The sequence below is a fragment of the Deltaproteobacteria bacterium genome, from assembly GCA_030654105.1.
Classification (GTDB): domain Bacteria; phylum Desulfobacterota; class SM23-61; order SM23-61; family SM23-61; genus JAHJQK01.
The window spans coordinates 1-16,444 of record JAURYC010000067.1 but is presented as its reverse complement, the minus strand read 5'-3'; the positions used below and the strand labels follow the sequence as shown (position 1 = coordinate 16,444).

Annotated in this window: 18 protein-coding genes and 2 pseudogenes; 5 read left to right on the top strand and 15 right to left on the bottom strand. The window is 52.3% G+C overall.

Translation table 11 applies throughout. The features are described 5' to 3' along the window. Nucleotides 1-379: 379 nt before the first annotated feature. From Q7V48_02710 to hypA, 9 genes and pseudogenes are all read right to left on the bottom strand, one after another. A pseudogene (locus tag Q7V48_02710) lies at nucleotides 380-579 on the bottom strand (hypothetical protein). 3 nt (nucleotides 580-582) lie between these two features. Continuing rightward, on the bottom strand, nucleotides 583-1,134 hold the full coding sequence (locus tag Q7V48_02705; protein MDO9209648.1) for an ORF6N domain-containing protein: 552 nt from the start codon (nucleotides 1,132-1,134) through the stop codon (nucleotides 583-585). 18 nt (nucleotides 1,135-1,152) lie between these two features. Continuing rightward, the gene (locus Q7V48_02700) at nucleotides 1,153-1,293 is read right to left on the bottom strand and encodes a four helix bundle protein (protein MDO9209647.1); all 141 of its coding nucleotides are present in this window, start codon (nucleotides 1,291-1,293) and stop codon (nucleotides 1,153-1,155) included. Between the two features lie 176 nt (nucleotides 1,294-1,469). Then, nucleotides 1,470-1,736 carry a hypothetical protein gene (locus tag Q7V48_02695; protein ID MDO9209646.1) on the bottom strand — a complete coding sequence of 89 codons (267 nt, stop codon included), beginning with the start codon at nucleotides 1,734-1,736 and terminating at the stop codon, nucleotides 1,470-1,472. Next, nucleotides 1,733-2,083: a helix-turn-helix transcriptional regulator gene (locus Q7V48_02690; GenBank protein MDO9209645.1), complete on the bottom strand. Its 351-nt coding sequence runs from the start codon at nucleotides 2,081-2,083 to the stop codon at nucleotides 1,733-1,735. The genes Q7V48_02695 and Q7V48_02690 overlap by 4 nt, the downstream gene beginning before the upstream one ends. 222 nt (nucleotides 2,084-2,305) lie before the next feature. Then, a complete protein-coding gene (locus Q7V48_02685; protein ID MDO9209644.1) occupies nucleotides 2,306-2,629 on the bottom strand; it encodes a type II toxin-antitoxin system RelE/ParE family toxin in 324 nt (107 codons plus the stop codon). Continuing rightward, nucleotides 2,613-2,894, bottom strand: coding sequence for a type II toxin-antitoxin system Phd/YefM family antitoxin (locus Q7V48_02680; protein ID MDO9209643.1), 282 nt, complete (start codon nucleotides 2,892-2,894; stop codon nucleotides 2,613-2,615). Before Q7V48_02680 ends, Q7V48_02685 begins: the two co-directional genes overlap by 17 nt. Nucleotides 2,895-2,941: 47 nt before the next feature. After that, entirely contained in the window at nucleotides 2,942-3,220 is a 279-nt protein-coding gene (locus Q7V48_02675; protein MDO9209642.1) for a hypothetical protein, read from the bottom strand. A 77-nt stretch (nucleotides 3,221-3,297) separates the two neighbouring features. Continuing rightward, complete coding sequence (gene hypA, locus Q7V48_02670) at nucleotides 3,298-3,645, bottom strand: hydrogenase maturation nickel metallochaperone HypA (protein ID MDO9209641.1); 348 nt, start codon at nucleotides 3,643-3,645, stop codon at nucleotides 3,298-3,300. A gap of 367 nt (nucleotides 3,646-4,012) precedes the next feature. Between hypA and Q7V48_02665 the strand changes: the two genes are divergently transcribed. The 3 genes and pseudogenes from Q7V48_02665 (at nucleotide 4,013) to Q7V48_02655 (ending at nucleotide 7,423) form a co-directional block, all read left to right on the top strand. Next, nucleotides 4,013-5,779, top strand: a complete 1,767-nt coding sequence (locus Q7V48_02665; protein MDO9209640.1) for an AAA family ATPase — start codon at nucleotides 4,013-4,015, stop codon at nucleotides 5,777-5,779. Nucleotides 5,780-5,783: 4 nt separating this feature from the next. Beyond that, the gene (locus tag Q7V48_02660) at nucleotides 5,784-6,731 is read left to right on the top strand and encodes a DnaJ C-terminal domain-containing protein (GenBank protein ID MDO9209639.1); all 948 of its coding nucleotides are present in this window, start codon (nucleotides 5,784-5,786) and stop codon (nucleotides 6,729-6,731) included. Nucleotides 6,732-6,862: 131 nt separating this feature from the next. Continuing rightward, nucleotides 6,863-7,423: pseudogene (locus Q7V48_02655) on the top strand (acyl-CoA dehydrogenase family protein). Nucleotides 7,424-7,482: 59 nt separating this feature from the next. On the opposite strand, the gene Q7V48_02650 reads toward Q7V48_02655, so the two are convergent. The 4 genes from Q7V48_02650 to Q7V48_02635 form a co-directional block, all read right to left on the bottom strand. Next, nucleotides 7,483-8,043, bottom strand: coding sequence for an NUDIX hydrolase (locus tag Q7V48_02650; GenBank protein MDO9209638.1), 561 nt, complete (start codon nucleotides 8,041-8,043; stop codon nucleotides 7,483-7,485). A gap of 3 nt (nucleotides 8,044-8,046) precedes the next feature. Continuing rightward, nucleotides 8,047-9,306, bottom strand: a complete 1,260-nt coding sequence (locus Q7V48_02645) for a (Fe-S)-binding protein (GenBank protein MDO9209637.1) — start codon at nucleotides 9,304-9,306, stop codon at nucleotides 8,047-8,049. Continuing rightward, on the bottom strand, nucleotides 9,303-12,086 hold the full coding sequence (locus tag Q7V48_02640) for an FAD-linked oxidase C-terminal domain-containing protein (GenBank protein MDO9209636.1): 2,784 nt from the start codon (nucleotides 12,084-12,086) through the stop codon (nucleotides 9,303-9,305). Before Q7V48_02640 ends, Q7V48_02645 begins: the two co-directional genes overlap by 4 nt. 89 nt (nucleotides 12,087-12,175) lie before the next feature. Beyond that, on the bottom strand, nucleotides 12,176-13,354 hold the full coding sequence (locus tag Q7V48_02635; protein MDO9209635.1) for an alanine--glyoxylate aminotransferase family protein: 1,179 nt from the start codon (nucleotides 13,352-13,354) through the stop codon (nucleotides 12,176-12,178). 305 nt (nucleotides 13,355-13,659) lie between these two features. On the opposite strand from Q7V48_02635, the gene Q7V48_02630 reads away from it, so the two are divergent. Beyond that, nucleotides 13,660-13,929, top strand: a complete 270-nt coding sequence (locus tag Q7V48_02630; protein MDO9209634.1) for an HU family DNA-binding protein — start codon at nucleotides 13,660-13,662, stop codon at nucleotides 13,927-13,929. 159 nt (nucleotides 13,930-14,088) lie between these two features. Next, nucleotides 14,089-14,409 (top strand): hypothetical protein, encoded by a 321-nt coding sequence (locus Q7V48_02625; GenBank protein ID MDO9209633.1) that lies wholly within the window; start codon nucleotides 14,089-14,091, stop codon nucleotides 14,407-14,409. Nucleotides 14,410-14,704: 295 nt separating this feature from the next. Here Q7V48_02625 and Q7V48_02620 read toward each other — a convergent pair whose 3' ends face one another. After that, on the bottom strand, nucleotides 14,705-16,111 hold the full coding sequence (locus Q7V48_02620) for a CoA-binding protein (GenBank protein MDO9209632.1): 1,407 nt from the start codon (nucleotides 16,109-16,111) through the stop codon (nucleotides 14,705-14,707). A gap of 127 nt (nucleotides 16,112-16,238) precedes the next feature. Further along, the coding region (locus Q7V48_02615; protein ID MDO9209631.1) for a hypothetical protein at nucleotides 16,239-16,444 on the bottom strand (206 nt) is incomplete at its 5' end.

Genomic DNA, 16,444 nt, shown 5'->3' with positions numbered 1-16,444 from the left:
CTTGCCGTCTTCTCGAAGTCGTCGCCGAATTCTTCGAGGGTCTTCTTCTTGAGTTTGACGTGTGCTTCAAGCGCGATGTTGGCGGGGCGGGTCTCGTCGGCAAAGAAGCGCCAGCCCGACCTTCGGAGAAGGTCGTTGATCAGAATCCTTGCTTTGGCTTCCTTCGGCATCTCATTTCTCTCTTACAGCCCAACAATAAAGATTGTATGTGCTAGGGGGCAGACTTAAAGATCGAGTTATTCCGACTGTTTTGAAATCGCTTCAGCCAATTTATCCACTTCTCGCTTGAGCCCTGACGAAGAGATCCCTGGTTTCTGCTTCCTGGTTCCTGTTTTTGGTTGTCATCTGGGTTGCTCCCCCGCCGAGGCCTTGTTGATGGAGCCCAACGGTACTTCTTGAAGTCGCCGGTGAAGAACGTCGCCTTGCCGCCCAGTTCCTCGACTGGTGGTCCATGTCGTCCATGAATTTGTAACTCAGGGCGATGGTAATTTTTTCCACCTGCGATTTCGGATGGGGCACCGTGCCGACCAAGATGTCGCGTGCGGAGTCAATGCGGGTCTTGGTTTTAGCATCAAGCATCGGTTATTCCCTTTTGCGCCGGATGGAATACCTCGCAAGCGGCTCACGCATATGAAAACCGATCCGCTTATGCTGTGGATCTGGCGGCTTCATCAGCTGCCGAATGGCGTCAAAGACCACCCTGAACTGGGCATCGTAGCGCTTCTCCAGGTCAGCCAGTTTTTGGGCAAGGTCCGCATGCGACGCGAGCATCTGCCGCAGTTGCGTAAACGTCCGCATGATCGCGATGTTCACCTGAATGGCCCGTTCGCTGTTGAGCACGCTCGACAGCATGGCGACCCCCTGTTCTGTGAAAGCCATTGGCGCATGGCGAAGCCCCATACGGTCGGAATTGGAGGTCACAGATTGTGACCTCCAATCGGCCAGTTCCTCCCGCGTAAAGACGAACATGAAATCAGCGGGAAAGCGTTTGGCATTGCGCCTCACGGCCTGCTTGAGCGCCTTTGTGGGTAAAGCGTACAGTGCAGCCAGATCGCGGTCCAACATGACCTTCTGGCTCCGGACCAGGTAAATCGCTTTCTGTATCGTTTCGGCCGGTATCATCGAGTCCTTCATATCCCCTCATGCTTCATTCTACGCAGCGCGCCGAATCTGGTCACGCAGAGCAAAGTCCTTGGCAAAAGCGCCCGCGCCCGAGCAAGCGAAGACCGCTCTGGTCAATTCCCTGACCTTCTGCCAGGCTTCGATCTCTTCAAAGCTCTGTAGAGTAGCCATTTCTCTCCTTTAACCAGGGACCATAAACCAAGAACCAAGAACCAGGAACCAGGAACACCGTTTAGGGGTTCATCCACCAAGCACAGGAGTAAGGGCTATCCTTCATTCCCCGGAGTATCGGCACCTATGAGCCAGCTCATAATACGCCCCCCTTCGTTCCCCATGCTGTATGACAGTTAGTCCTCTCGAACCATCGAGCCGCAAGCAGGGCAACGGAATAGGTTTTGTGAAAACTCCTCAAAGCGCAGTCCCGTGTCCTGTCCCTCGGCAGGTGGGCACCAGGTAATAAGTTGCCCGTCTATAGTCACGTCCTCCAGCAGCCCGCAGTTTGGGCACTCAAGAAGGTCACGGTCACCCGGAAAAATGCCCATGGAACGGGCCTGTTTCTGCAAGCCAGCCACATGAGAGGCAATCTGACGAAGTTCTTTCAGTGTCTGGCTCATGATATTCGTTTTGTCCGGTACGGGGCCTGAGCTTCAGCAACGTGCATCCTGGTCTGGCTTGCAGCCGGTTCAAAAATGACGCGCATCCGTGCGTGCAGGGCCTCGGCAACACGGCGCAACATGCTGAGCGAATGGCCTTCGTAACCGGGAGATTCCAGCCGGCTGATCTGCTGCTGCGACGTCTTGAGGAGCTTGGCAAGGTCCTTTTGCGAAAGCCCAGCCTGTCGACGAAGCGCGGCAATTTGCAGCGCCACGTCCCATGCCTCGCCGGCATGCTCAAAGCGGGCGGCGAAGGCAGGATCCTGCAACTGCGCTTCGAGATAACGGTCGAAATTGGTTTTTTTCATCGGTCTATTCTTCTCTGCCAACGGGAGATATTCCGTGCTCTGATTCATAAAATTCTACACTAAAATCCATATCTTGTCTACATCATAATTGATGTACATCCCTTGAAGGGCAGGAAGGCCAACCCACCCGCGCCACGTCCGCACGAAGACCCAGCACATCTTTTAGGCGATCAAGAGACCAGCCGTCAGGCAATTCAGCAAGGGATCTGTCCTGGTCGAGCTTCATTTCTCCAACCCCTCCAGGATCCCCGTATCCAGCAGCCGCGCCCCGTGCAGGACCCGCAAGATGATCACCCTGGAGCCAACGATCTTGAAGATGGTTCGATAATTACCGTGCAGCAGATGGCGATAGGCTGTGCCGAGTAGTTCGTTTTCCGGCACGAGCGGACTGCGTTCGGGAAAGCGTTCCAGTGTGCGGATCTGCTCTTCCAGGCGAAGGACAAAGGCGGTTGCTGCATCGGGTTTGTCCTGGGCGATGTACTCCCAGATTTCGGCCACATCCGCTTCGGCTGCCTCGGTGATGTCAACCCTAAATTTTTTTGGCACGCTTGAACTCTTTCAGAAAGTCGCGGGCAGGACGGGTCCGGCCGCTTTCCGCCTCCCGTTCAGCCGGGGCGAGGAGTTTTGCCAGATTCCCTGCCTGCAGGTATTTTTCATAGACGCGCACATCCAGCAGCACGGAATCGGCCCTGCCGTTGACCGTTAGAATGACCGGTCGCCCCGTCGCATGGAGATGGTCAAGAATATCGCGAGTGTTACGCTTCAGATCGGTAACAGAGCGGATATCTTCCGAAGGGCTCATATGCGACATAACGTACCTCCTGAAACATATTATTTAGCACTAAATATAGCATTACATTAGATGCTTGGCAAGTGCAACTTGTAGAAGTCATTCATTAAATCCCCAAATATTTCTCTTACACCCTTGCCCTGACTATTTAAAATTCCATCAAAACCCATTTGGCCATTAAAGTAGTTACCTGCCTTCTGTTCTTCCTCTGCTTGTTCCTGTGGCCAATGGCCTTTTAACGGAGGGGCCATGCGCGTGGCGAGCGATTTTGTGACATACCTTTTCGCAATATCTTCTCCTGAGCAATCAATGCTGGCAAAGCTAAAAATTAATGCGCAGTGATTCAACCATGGTGCAAAATATACCTAAGCGGTTAATAAGAGCGAAGAGCAGACGTGACCCCTTTTACACTTGCCTTCTCTTTTCATACTACTTCCAGCGCTTCCACGCGAAACTCCCGGCCGGAAATAAGCTGACAATCCTTACTATTACAGGATGGACATTGGGTATTCCAGGTGGATTTATCCAGGGGAAAGATGAAGGAACACGGGTTGCATTGCAGCCGGGCGGGGGTTCGGGATATACGCAGCTTGGCTCCCTCGGCGATGGTCCCCTTACTCACGAAGTCGAAATAGCGCTGGATCCATTCGTCATCAAAGTCACTGATCTCCCCGATCTGCAGATGGATCTCAATGATTTTCTGCGCCTGGTTGCGAGTGCCATAGTCGAGGGCAATTTCCAGGATACTCTGGGTTACAGAAAGTTCATGCATTTTTTTGGACGCCGATCGCCGCAGATTGCCAGGCATCAAAAGCATTAAAAAGAAAGAAAGGCCAAAATTGATAAATTCGTAAAAAAGCAAAATTGGCCACAGAGTACACAGAGCACACAGAGCTAACACATTTAAAAGTAAAAGCTATTCTCTGAGTCCTCGGTGGCCTCTGTGGCTAAAATAAGACTTTTTACGAGATCATCAAAATTCATTGCATCAAAATTTATTTAAACAAGAAAGTTTTTGAAAATCAAGCAAAAAGGGGAAAATAGAGGGATAAAACCGGCAAGAGCAAGTTAAAAGCTGGCGTGATTGGGCAATCAGTATTATAATAATGGAAGGAAAAGTATTTTGGAGGGTTGGAAGAATGATGGAGAAGATTTTCGATAACAAAGATTTGGACATCAAAGAGATCCAAAAAGATTTAAGCGATTATCTAGCGAAAAAATATGGCCGAAGGGTTCAGTTTGCCGGGCTGGGTCCCCTCGCCGAGGCAGCCGGGGAGAAGGTGGAAGAAGGGGAGCAAGAGAAACGTTCTGAACCCCTGGTCATTCACTTCAACATGAAACCTGAAGAATTAAAATCTTATTTGGATGAATATTTGGTCAAGCAAGATGAAGCCAAAGAGGTTTTGGCGACGAAGGTCTGCACCCATTTCAACCGGATCAAAATGTTTGAGTCCAAGAATAAAAATAAGCGTCATGAAGGTGTAGGGGAGATCAAGAATAACATCATCATGATCGGCCCCACCGGCGTCGGTAAGACTTTCCTGGTGAAACTCATTGCCGGAAAGATCGGAGTGCCCTTTGTCAAAGGAGACGCTACGAAGTTTAGTGAGACAGGTTATGTGGGTGGGGATGTGGAAGATCTGGTCCGGGATCTGGTCTACGAAGCCAAAGGAGATATTGAACTGGCCCAGTACGGGATCATCTATCTGGATGAAGTGGACAAAATCGCGGCCTCGCCCAACCTGATCGGCCCGGATGTATCCCGTTCCGGTGTGCAACGGGCTTTGCTCAAACCCATGGAAGAGACCGAAGTGGAACTGAAGGTTCCCCATGACCCCGTTGCGCAGATGGAAGCAATTATGGAATTCCAGAAAACGGGGAAAAGGGAAAAGAAGAAGATCAACACCAAGCATATCCTCTTCATCATGAGCGGGGCATTCACTGGTCTGGAGGAAATCATTAAAAAACGCTTAAACCGGCAGGGTATGGGATTTGGAGCCGAGATCAAATCCAAAGACGAAAGAGCCGAGAACTTGCAGCAGATAAAAGCTGAGGATTTCATTCAATACGGGTTTGAATCAGAATTCATCGGCAGGTTACCGGTGGTAACGGTTTTTGAACATTTGGAAGTCGAGGACCTTTATAACATCCTGCGGAATCCCAAAAGCCCGATCACCATCGGCAAGAAGCGGGACTTCAAGGCCTACGGGATCGATCTGCAGTTTGAAGACGAAGCGCTCCACCGGATTGCCGAGAATGCTTTCCAAGAACGGACCGGCGCCCGGGGTTTGGTTAGCGCCGCGGAACGAGTGCTCTTAAAATTCGAACATACTCTTCCTTCGACGGCTATTCGCCATCTGGTTGTCACCCGGGCCATGGTGGATAACCCGGTAGGGGAGCTGCACAAGCTTCTGCAAAACCCCGAAAACCCGGAGCGAGAAGCCCTCTTCCACAGATTACAGGAAGAAGAAGAGAAGGGGTTGGAAATATCCATCCGCAAAAAGGAGGCGGAATTCGCGTCCCGCTATGGGGTTGCTTTTTCAGACCGGAGCATTCACCTGATTACGAAACGGACGGTGGAAGGGCGGACGGACATAGATTCTGCGGTGGAAGAAGTATTGGTGATCCATCGGGCGGCCCTGGATTTTGAACGGACGTTTTCCAGCCGCAATGAAGTGCAGCTCCATTTCACCGCAGAGGCGATCGAACGCCTGGTTGAAAGAATATGGGAAGAAGGGTTTGAACCCGGTGCTTTTTTGAAGCAGTCTTTTCAGAACTATGAGCACGGGTTAAAACTTATCAAAGAGAAGACCGGAAAGCAGGAGTTTTTCATTCCGCCGGAAGGAATGGAGAATCCGGAAAATTACCTGAACCGATTGATTCAAGAGACTTACAAAGGCGAGTGAGGAAATGGCCAAGAGGGATTATTACGAGGTATTGGGCGTCAAAAAGAGCGCCAGTGAAGACGAAATCAAAAAGGCTTACCGCAAGCTGGCCATGAAGCATCATCCCGATCGCAATCCCGGGAACAAACAGGCGGAGGAGCGCTTCAAGGAGATCAACGAGGCTTATGCCGTCTTGAGTGATAAAGGGAAACGCCAGCAATATGACCAGTTTGGGCCTTCCGGATTCAGCCAGCGTTTCTCCCAGGAGGATATTTTTCGGGGGTTCGACATCAGCGATCTTTTCAAAAATTTGGGTTTTTCCACCACCAATAGGGGAGGCAAAGTCCATTATGGGGGATTTGAGGATCTCTTCGGTCAAAAAAGGAGGCAAGGTGCTGGTTTTGAGGACATGTTTTCGGGAGGTGAATACCAGACCAGAGGCGCGACACCCCTGAAAGGGCAGGACGTTCATTCCGCATTGAACCTCACTTTCCAGGAGGTTGCATCCGGCGGAGAGAAGAAAATAAAGTTCCAGAAAGGAGGGAAAGTAGAAGAAGTAACGGTCAAAATCCCTCCGGGAATCGAGAGTGGGAAAAAGCTACGCCTGGCGGGAAAAGGAATGGAAGGGGGTCGCGGCATACCTCCTGGGGATTTATATCTCCAAGTAAACATTGCCGATCACCCTCTTTTCAAGAGAGAAGGAAGTGACCTTACTCTGGATAAGGAGATCAAAATTTCCGAGGCTCTCCTGGGTACGACGATTGAAGTTCCCACCCTTGACGGTTCCAAACACATAAAAGTCCCACCCGGAACCCAAAGCCATAGCCGGATCCGCTTGAAAGGGTTTGGATTACCTCATTTCCAAGGAGGGGGCCGGGGGGATGAGTTTGTGCGTATTCTAATCAAACATCCTAAAAGTCTTACCGAAAAACAGAAGAAACTCGCCGAAGAGATGAAAAAGGAAGGACTTTAAAACCGCTATATCCTCCATGGACCCCACCCTGTCCGCCCGGACCACTACAAAAGTGGTTCTAAAAAATGGGGGTGAGGGGGACCCCTTCCCAGTTGACAAATCCAAAAAATCTTTGTTAGAGTCCGCCCATAAGGAAATTAGGCATCCGCTCTTCTGATACGGTGGAGTTGGTCTTCGAGGACTGTCCGGTTCCGGCCGAAAACCTGCTTACCCAAGAAGGATTGGGTTTTGCCATCATGATGAAGACCTTAGATTTCAGCCGCCCGGCAGTCGGTGCCCAGGCCCTGGGAATTGCCGCCGGCGCCTTTGAGTACGCCCTGAATTATGCCAAGGAGCGGGTAGCCTTCGGAAAACCGATCATCGCTCACCAGGGGATATCGTTTAAGCTCGCGGATATGGCCATGGATATTGAGGCTTCCCGGCAGCTCCTGTACAAAACGGCAGCTGTACTCCAGGAGCTTCCCAAGGACATGTCCAGGATAAGCCCGGAGACCATCCGTTTATCATCCATGTCCAAGTGCTTCTGTTCTGACGTGGCTATGCGGGTCACGGTGGAAGCGGTGCAGGTTCTCGGAGGATACGGGTACGTCAAGGAGTATCCGGTGGAACGTTATATGCGCGATGCCAAGATAACCCAAATTTATGAAGGGACGAACGAAATTCAGAGGGTAGTGATTGCCTCAACATTTTAAAAAAATTGCGGATTGCGGAATGCGGAATGCGGAATGCGGAATTAAATTTAACTCCCTCCTTATATCTTTGGAAAAGAAGGAAAGAGCGAGGGGGAAAAAAGCCAGTAAAAAGCCGCGATCACTAAGGCGTGAGTAATTTGGCCGCCGTGGATAAGCCGGGGAATTTTCACCAAGGGCACGATCTTCACCTCGATATCTTCGGTAGAATCCTGCTGGGGGGGATTGGTGAAGGTCACATTCCTGACCAGATAGGTATAGCAACGGTTGGTATGAATGGCTGGATTAGGGTGGACGATGCCCAAAAGGATTGGCTCTTCGCCCGCATAGCCGGTCTCTTCCAAAAGCTCGCGGCTGGCCGCCTGTGAGGGCGTATCCCCCTCGTCAATCATCCCCCCCGGAATTTCCAGGCAAAAATCTTTGGTCCCGAAGCGAAATTGTTTAACCAGGATCACTTTCTCATCAGAAGTAAGGGGGATTACATTCACCCAATCGACGGAATCGATGAGGTAAAAGTCATGCTCTTTCCCGGAACGGGGAGAGCGGTAACGCTCACTCTTGATACTGAAGACACGGCAGGATTGGATGATCTTGGAATGAAGGTATTTCCAGGATCGGCTCATGAGTCATTCCTTGGGAACATTTTTCCCCGCTTCCGCCAGGATGGCGGTCAGGTAGCGGACTTCAACCGGCAGCTTGTGTTTTTTGGCTCCATGCCTCAACTGTAAAAAACAACCCGGGCAGGAAGTGACCAGGACCTGGGCTTTACTCTTCTGAAGATTGTCCATCTTGCGCTGCAGAATTTTCATGGACAGGTCATAGTTCGCAAGATTCAACCCCGCTCCTCCGCCGCAACACCAGTCGGCCTCGGGCATCTCCACGAACTGTAAGCCCGGTATTTTCTTCAGCAGATCACGCGGTTGGGACTTTATTTGCTGAAAGCGGTTCAGGTGGCAAGGGTCGTGGAAGGTAACTTTCAGGGTTTGATGATTCTGCGGGAAGGAAAGGGCTTGGGTGGAAAGGAACTCGCTTATATCCAGTACGCGGCTGCTGAATTTCTGGGCCTGTTCGGCGGAACCGGGCTCCCGGGCCAGGAGAACGGGATATTTTTTCAGAAAGGAAGAACAACTGGCACATTCTGTGACCACCGCCTCGACGTCGAGATCCTGGAATACCCTCAAATTTTTCCGGGCCATGATCCTCGCGCCTTCGAGGTCCCCGTGACCGTAGGCCGGCAAGCCGCAACATCCGTGTTCAGGCCAAAAGACTTGGTTGCCACCTTTTAGGAGCAGGCTCAGGGTTGCTAAGCCGATATCAGGCAGAGCGAAATTGAAAGCACAGCCGCCGAAATAGGCTATCTTTTTCCCCTGGCCCCCTTGTTCTCCGGTAGGCACCGGCCATCGCTCCCGAAGGGTTTGATCCGGCAAAGGGGGTAATAAGTCCATAGCCCGCAGGAGGTCCCGGTTCAACCAGGGAAGGAAGCCCAAAGCCCGAATCAGCCTGGCTCCGCTCTGCAATAGAAAAGCTTTCTTGAGGGCCGCAGATAACTTTTGGGGATCCGGCAATAAACGGCGAAAAAGATATCGCTGCAGCCATGGCTCCCCGAACTCGCGGTAGTAATCCGAACGCATGGAGATCACGATTTCGTCGGTCTCCACTTCAGGGAAACAGGCTTCCACGCAGGCCCGACAGCCCAGGCATTGAAACAGGGAGTCCCGCGTTTCGGCGCTCCAGGTAAAATTTTTGTCGAGCAAGGCTCGGGCCAGAGAGTTTCGGCCACGCGGAGCTTTGGTCTCCACCCCCGTAGCCTGATAGACCGGACAGGCGGCCAGGCAGAAGCCGCAGCGGTTACACTTTACGACTTCGTCTTTTGGGGCCGTTATCATAAGTCTCCATAAAATCGGCCGGGATTTAAAAGGTGCATAGGGTCAAGGGCAGTTTTGATGGCTTTCATGTAAAGGAAGGATGGGCCTGGCCGTCCCCATACAGAGATGTTCTTTTTAAGCACCGGTGGAGCGGATTCAATCACCAAGTTCCCTCCCGCCGCCTCCGCTTCTTTTCTGAGATCGGCAATGATTCCCGCAATTGTGGAAACTGCTGGCGGCTCGGTTTCTTCCGACTCCAGGAAGAGATTGATGATTCCGGTTCCGAGGTGGCCGAGGAGAGCCGCCTCAACAGCGTTTTGCGTTGATAGAGATTCAGCCTTATGAAAGAAGGCCACACTTTGGGAGAGGGAAGTGGAAACTTTACAGGAAACAGCTAATGGGGGACGGTCCAAGAGAAGCTGATGTATCCCTTGGAGGGTTTTCCAAATTGCTGCCGCCGGCGAATCCTGGAAAATTTGAAAATCGGCAATACCCTCCTCTTCCTGCAGGAGACGGATTCTTTGTATTTGCGCTTCCACAGCTTCGCAGGGCCCTTCTATACCGATAAAAAGCAAAACCCCTTTCGGAAAAGCGGATGTTATGGATGGGGGGAGGATCGCTGCGGCTTTTGGGTTGAAAAGCATTAAGGACGAAGGAAGAAGGTCAGAGTGGATGATCTTAAATGCCGTGGCCTGGGCCTGCGAAACATCCCGGCAGGGAAGGATGAGAATAACTTCCCGCTCGGGGGCGGGCAATAGGCGCAGGGTCGCTTCGGCGATGATCCCCAACGTCCCGCAAGAGCCGATGTAAAGCTTGGTCATATCATAGCCAGAGACGTTCTTTACCGTCTTGCCACCGGCTTTGACGATTTCCCCTCCCGCCAAGACTAATTTTACACCCAGGGTTATATCCCGGGCGCTTCCGTAAAGAAGCCTTTTCGGGCCGCTGGAATTGGTGGAGAGAATTCCTCCGATTGTGGCATCGGCAAAGGGTGGGTCCAGAGGGATAAAGCAATGGTGTCGGGCCAGATTTTCCTGGATGGCCTGGAGCTTTACGCCTGCTTCCAGGGTGATCGTAAGGTTTTCCAAATCGATCTCCAGGATGCGGTCCATATGGGATAGATTGAGTACAGCATCGAGTCGCGACGGAGAGTTCCCGCAATCGATCTTCGTGCCCCCTCCCCTGGGAACGATGGAGGAATTTTCCAGGGCGGCGAGGCGAAGGATCTCGCCGGCCTCTGGCACGCTCCCCGGAAAAGCCACTACTTGGGGGAGGATCCCTGCCACGGGGTATTTTTCAGCCCCGGAAGTCGCCCCATAGCAATTTTCTCGGCCGACAATGATACCGATACCGGAAAGGAGATCACCACCCGGAGATAGATCTCGTTGGGCTGGGATCGTTGGGGGGGAAGCCTCCGCGGGCGGAAAAATTTTCCCCGGGTTGCAAAGGCCAGGGGGGTCAAGCGCTTCTTTGGCTTTACGCATAAAGGAGATGTCTTCGGGAGAAAAGATTAAACTCATGGATTCAATCTTTTCCAGACCAATTCCGTGCTCCCCGCTGATGGTTCCTCCCGCAAGGGCGCAGGCCTCGAGAATTTCTTTGCCAGCCTCGATGACCCGGGCTCGTTCGTTTTCATCCCGGTCATCAAAGAGGATCAAAGGATGGAGGTTTCCGTCTCCGGCATGGAAGACATTCCCGATGGTCAGATTGTGCTTTTGGGCAATCTCTCCCACCTGCCGCAGGACCCGTGGAAGTTGGGTGCGAGGAACCGTTCCGTCAGCGCATAAATAACTGGTTTTAACCCGAGCGACGGCTCCGAAAGCCCCCCGGCGGCCCTTCCAGAGTACATCCCTTTCACTGGCGTTTTTGGCCAAACGAACCTCCCGCACATGATTCTCCTGGCAGATTTGGCGAATGCGGTCTGCCTGGCGCTCCATCCCTTCCCGGATTCCGTCAAGCTCGATGATCAGAACCCCCTCAGCATCCAAGGGATATCCGGCGTGCACAGAGGCTTCCACGGCTCCCAGCACAACTTGGTCAATCATTTCCAGCGCCGCGGGGATTATGCCGGCGGCGATAATCGCTGAAACGGTTTTACTGGCGTCTTCAATTTGGTCGAAGATCGCCAGGATGGTTTGTACCGCCTGAGGCTGATGGAGCAAGCGGAGGGTGGCCTGGGTGGCGATGCCCAAAGTCCCTTCCGCACCCACCATGAGGCCGACGAGATCGTATCCCGGCGGGTCCAGGCATTTTCCCCCTAAAGAGACAATCCTCCCATCGGGCATGGCCATTTCCAGACCCAGGATATGGTTGGTGGTCACGCCGTACTTTAAGCAATGAGGGCCGCCTGAGTTTTCACCCACGTTGCCCCCGATCGTGGAAACTTTCTGGCTGGCCGGGTCTGGGGCGTAAAGGTAACCGGATGGCGCCAAGGCATTCTGCACCTCCAGGTTGGTGGCCCCGACCTCCACTTCGGCCCTGAGATTATCCAGGTCGATCAAGCGCATGGCCTTCAGGCGGGAGGTCGCGATTACAATTCCTCCCTGGCAGGGAATGGAACCGCCGGTAAGATTCGTTCCCGCCCCCCGCGGAAGATAAGGAATTTTTTCTTCCAGCGCCAGGCGGACGACGGAGGCCACCTGGTCGATGGTTGCGGGGAAGACGATAAAGTCAGGAAGAGAATGGTTTAACGAGGCATCGTAGCCATAGGCCCGGAGATGAGGTGGGGAATGTAATACCCATTCCCGGTTGACGATGGTTTGTAGTTTTTTGATTAACTTTTTTCTGCGCCTTGGGTCCATAAAAAATTTGAACCTCTAGTTTCGCATGAAGAAGGGTTTAGGCGGAGATTCTGGACACGCATACTCGGAAGACTTTTTACGAGATCATCTTATTTGGCTTTGGAGAAAAACTCTTTAGCGGCAGTGGCACCCGCTCCCCGGGGAACTTCGAACCCCTGCTCCCGCAAAGCCTGCTCCAGGGCAATTAAAAAGTAGAGGACATTGGCCTCGGAGGAGGAATATCCCATGAGGCCTACCCGCCAGATCTTCCCTTTCAGAACCCCTAACCCGCCGCCAATTTCCAGGTTATATTCGTCTAAAAGCTTTTTGCGCAGTTTGGCGTCGTCGATCCCCTGGGGAATGTTTACCGCGTTTAACGACCAGAGCCGGTAAGGTTCTGGCACCAACATGCTGAGACCCATGGCCTCGATTCCCTGCACCAAGGCCAGATGGTTCCGGCGATGGCGTTCGTGCCGGGGTGCCAGGCCTTCCTCCCCGATGACGCGCAAAGCTTCCAAAAGGGCGTAGTTCATGCTGATGGGGGCGGTATGATGGTACGTACGCTCGCTCCCCCAGTATTTCGCCACCATGTTCATGTCCAGGTACCAGCTTTGCACTTTTTTGGCCCTGTTCTTGATTTTTTCCATAGCTTGAGGAGAAAAGGTGATGGGAGCCAGCCCCGGGGGGCAGCTCAAACACTTTTGCGTTCCGCTGTAACATATATCGATCCCCCATTCGTCCACATTTACGGGGTGGCCTCCGAGGGAGGTCACGGTATCTACGAGGAGGAGGGTGTCCGGATTATTTTTTAGAATTGCCGGCAATTCTTCCAGGGGTTGCAGGACACCGGTGGAAGTCTCGGCGTGGACGATGGCTAAAACCTTGGGCTGGAAGCTGCGGAGCTCTTTTTGAATGGCCTCGAGCTCAAAAGCCTCTCCCCAGGGAGCGGAAATGGTGCGCAAATGGGCGCCGCACCGCTCGGCCACGTCCGCCATGCGTTCCCCGAATACCCCGTTTATGCAGACCAGGACTCGATCCCCGGGCTCAACCACGTTGACGAAGGCTGCCTCCATTCCGGCGCTTCCCGTGCCTGAGATGGGGATGGTTACGGGATTCTTCGTGCCGAACACATGCCGCAGCAGGTCCTGAAGGTTGTTCATGATGCGGATAAATTCCGGGTCCAGATGGCCTACCATAGGCTTGGCCATGGCCAAGAGGACTCGTGGATCTACGTTACTTGGCCCGGGACCCATAAGGATGCGCGCGGGGGGATGAAATTCGCCGGTCATAAAATCTCCTTTGAATATGGTTGTAAAAAAAGATTATTTGAGAAAATACCATAGCCGATGATTGGAAGCAAGAAATTTTAGATCATAAATTTATTGTATAGGAATTTCCTTTATTTTCCTTCCCCCCCACCCCCGCCCTCTCCCCCATTTGCGGGGGAGAGGGGAAGGGTGAGGGGGCTTAACTTGTAAATCCGGGGGTTAAAGAAAATTTATTTTTTACGAATAAAAGATTTGACAAGTTTTAAATATCCTTTAAAATAGGGATGAAATTTTTATATTGCAAGAAAGAAGGGGGGTGAAGCAGGATGAACAAGGCAGATCTGGTGGCAGAAGTAGCCAAAGTGGTGGGCAGCAAGAGAATGGCCGAGGATGCTATTTCTTGCGTACTGGACACAATTAAAAAAGCTCTGAAAAAAGGACAAACCTTAACCCTGGTGGGCTTTGGAACATTCAAGGTGGGCAAACGGAAAGCCCGTGTCGGCCGGAACCCCCAGACGGGCAAAGAGATCAAGATCCCGGCAAAGAAAGTACCGAAATTTGCAGCAGGAAAAGCATTGAAAAATGCGGTGAAGTAAATTTGGCTTTTTTATTGGGGCGGAGGCGAACAATATATCCTGCCGGGCCCCCGCCCCGCAATTGCCTTCCCAACAAAACCATTCACTTTATCCCACCAATTGCGATTTTCAAAATTATCCTTTCCCTGAACCTGAAAAATCGGGATTAAGGGGGATTTCATGGCGATTCTTTATAATTTTTTGGTCATCTCCCAATTCGTTGGTGGAAAGAGCCTCATTATTTTTGTAATCTTCTGTAATTCTGAAGTCTTTTCCCAGGCCCGGGCGAAAGGACATCCTGCTGGCCAAAATAAGGCAGCAGTCTCCTCTTTGCCAAAGCGGGGGCTTCTACCCATTTGGAAAAGGGGGTTCCTTTTCTCCCCCCGTTTTCTCATTGCGGAAACCAGGCCCGTGGTCATGGGGAATACGGATTCCCGCCGATTTTGGCGGCGCAGGCTGTCCTTCCGCCCGGGCCACGAAACACCGGGCGGGAATCCTTAAGAATTCATTAAATCACTTCGGGTTGTATTCCCCGCAGCTTGCTGCGAGTCGGACCGCGGAACCCTCAGATTAATACCCCGCTGCTTGCGGCGGGGATGTTTATCTCGAAAAAATATTCTTTTTCGGACGCAGATGAACGCAGATTTACCAGATTTTAAACAAACCGAAAGACGTGCATTCTGCGGTTGGCATTTTTCAAATTGCCGTAGGCCATAGCTGGCTTTTGAGAATTTAAGTGGCAGAACATAGAATTCTTTTTCTGCACCTGTTAACGAAAATTTGCGTCCTGATTCAATTAATCCCTATTGGCCAGGATCCGGGCGTATCGTACAAGGGCATACATAGCCCGGGCAGACTCATCCTGGGATGCATAGAAAGGAATCCCGGCCTTCTGGAGAAGATCCAGGGCCGGCCCGACACTCGCCACTGGAATCATATTACCTAAAATGGGTTTGTTGTATTTCCGGGGCAGGGAACAGATGATCTCAGTGGCGTCCATCAAGTCCCGGATAGAAGCGGGGGAACGTAGCTGGAATTCAAACATGAAGGGAATCATCATAAAAATCCCATCGATGTAATCCAGGCTCATCAGGACGTCCAGGGCCCGGGCATAGGTCATGGGGCGGATATCGGAAGCTGCGTCCACAGGATTCCGAGGATGGGGAGCAAAGGGGTAAAGGAATTTTTCGATTCTTTCGGAGGCGGATGGATCCAATTCGGGAACGTCCAGATCCCAGGCCGCCGCAGCTTCCGCCATCGTCACGCAATATCCCCCCCCGCCGGAAATGATGGCCACACGGTTGCCTTGGGGCAGCGGCTGGGCAGTCAAGGCCATGGCCATATCGAACGTATGCAAGGGATCATAACAGCGGATGATTCCGGCCTGTTTGCAAAGGGCATCGAAAATTTTATCATTACCTGCCAGAGAAGCCGTATGGGAAAGAGCCGCGCGCACGCCGACCTCGAACCGACCGGCCTTGTATACCATGATAGGTTTCTTTTTGACCACTTCCCTGACTACCCTGGCAAACCGTTTGGCGTCCTGGATGCCCTCGATGTAAAGAATAATTGCCCGGGTTCCCTCGTCGGCGCCAAAGTATTCCAAATAATCCGTCACTTCCAGCATGGCCTGGTTGCCGCTGCTAACTAAACTGCTGAAGCCATATCCCTTGGCCTTGGCCAGAAGCATGAGATAATTTCCCAGGGTTCCGCTTTGGGAGATGAAAGCGACGGAACCGCGAAAGGGGGCCTCCTCGAAAGCCAGGTTCAAACCGACCGGAGCACTCCAGAGCCCCATGCAATTGGGTCCCACAAGGGGAATCTTCGCCTCTATGGCGATACTCACAATCTCTTCCTGGAGTTTCTTCCCTTCCTTTCCGATCTCAGCAAAGCCAGCGGAAATAATTATTGCTCCCCGCATGCCTTGGCGCAGGCATTCCTTCAAAGCCTCGGCCACCATGGGCGCCGGAAGGGTGATAACGGCAAGGTCAATATCTTTGGGCAGATCAGAAATTTTAGCCCAGGCCTTCAGGCCAGCTACTTCTTGGCTATGGGGATTAACTGGATAAATTGCCCCTCTGAACCCGGTATTCAGGGGGCGAGCAACCATGCGATGCCCCCATTTTTCCACCTGGGTGGAAGCCCCGATGACGGCGATAGATCGGGGTTTGAAGATGGGGTCGAGAAAATTCACCTGATCCATGAAACTCCCTTCTAAGCTTTCTCTCACAAATTTTGCTCAGGCAATTTATCATTTTTTCATCGGCCTTACAACCTTTTCCTTCTTGCGCCTCCTGACTTCACTTTTTGTGGTCACGAATGATTCCTTATTAACCGGGCGGGAGGGTGATGAAAGAGGGAGCATCGGCGGGAGAAGGATGTCTGCAGAGTCCCTGCCTTCCTTCCGCCAAGGAAAGGCGGGATCGAAGGAATCCAGGGCATCCTCGGCTGAAGCCCCGCCCCTGCCGATGAAAGAATGAACGCCTTATGTTCCCGAGAGAATCACCCTCCCGCCCGGTTCCGGCGCTGGAGGATT

Excerpts from the sequence above, each read along its gene's own strand:
- Q7V48_02705 (MDO9209648.1), bottom strand. The coding sequence starts at position 1,134 with ATGAAGGACTCGATGATACCGGCCGAAACGATACAGAAAGCGATTTAC.
- Q7V48_02700 (MDO9209647.1), bottom strand. The coding sequence starts at position 1,293 with ATGGCTACTCTACAGAGCTTTGAAGAGATCGAAGCCTGGCAGAAGGTC.
- Q7V48_02695 (MDO9209646.1), bottom strand. The coding sequence starts at position 1,736 with ATGAGCCAGACACTGAAAGAACTTCGTCAGATTGCCTCTCATGTGGCT.
- Q7V48_02690 (MDO9209645.1), bottom strand. The coding sequence starts at position 2,083 with ATGAAAAAAACCAATTTCGACCGTTATCTCGAAGCGCAGTTGCAGGAT.
- Q7V48_02680 (MDO9209643.1), bottom strand. The coding sequence starts at position 2,894 with ATGTCGCATATGAGCCCTTCGGAAGATATCCGCTCTGTTACCGATCTG.
- hypA (MDO9209641.1), bottom strand. The coding sequence starts at position 3,645 with ATGCATGAACTTTCTGTAACCCAGAGTATCCTGGAAATTGCCCTCGAC.
- Q7V48_02665 (MDO9209640.1), top strand. The coding sequence starts at position 4,013 with ATGATGGAGAAGATTTTCGATAACAAAGATTTGGACATCAAAGAGATC.
- Q7V48_02660 (MDO9209639.1), top strand. The coding sequence starts at position 5,784 with ATGGCCAAGAGGGATTATTACGAGGTATTGGGCGTCAAAAAGAGCGCC.
- Q7V48_02650 (MDO9209638.1), bottom strand. The coding sequence starts at position 8,043 with ATGAGCCGATCCTGGAAATACCTTCATTCCAAGATCATCCAATCCTGC.
- Q7V48_02645 (MDO9209637.1), bottom strand. The coding sequence starts at position 9,306 with ATGATAACGGCCCCAAAAGACGAAGTCGTAAAGTGTAACCGCTGCGGC.
- Q7V48_02640 (MDO9209636.1), bottom strand. The coding sequence starts at position 12,086 with ATGGACCCAAGGCGCAGAAAAAAGTTAATCAAAAAACTACAAACCATC.
- Q7V48_02635 (MDO9209635.1), bottom strand. The coding sequence starts at position 13,354 with ATGACCGGCGAATTTCATCCCCCCGCGCGCATCCTTATGGGTCCCGGG.
- Q7V48_02630 (MDO9209634.1), top strand. The coding sequence starts at position 13,660 with ATGAACAAGGCAGATCTGGTGGCAGAAGTAGCCAAAGTGGTGGGCAGC.
- Q7V48_02625 (MDO9209633.1), top strand. The coding sequence starts at position 14,089 with ATGGCGATTCTTTATAATTTTTTGGTCATCTCCCAATTCGTTGGTGGA.
- Q7V48_02620 (MDO9209632.1), bottom strand. The coding sequence starts at position 16,111 with ATGGATCAGGTGAATTTTCTCGACCCCATCTTCAAACCCCGATCTATC.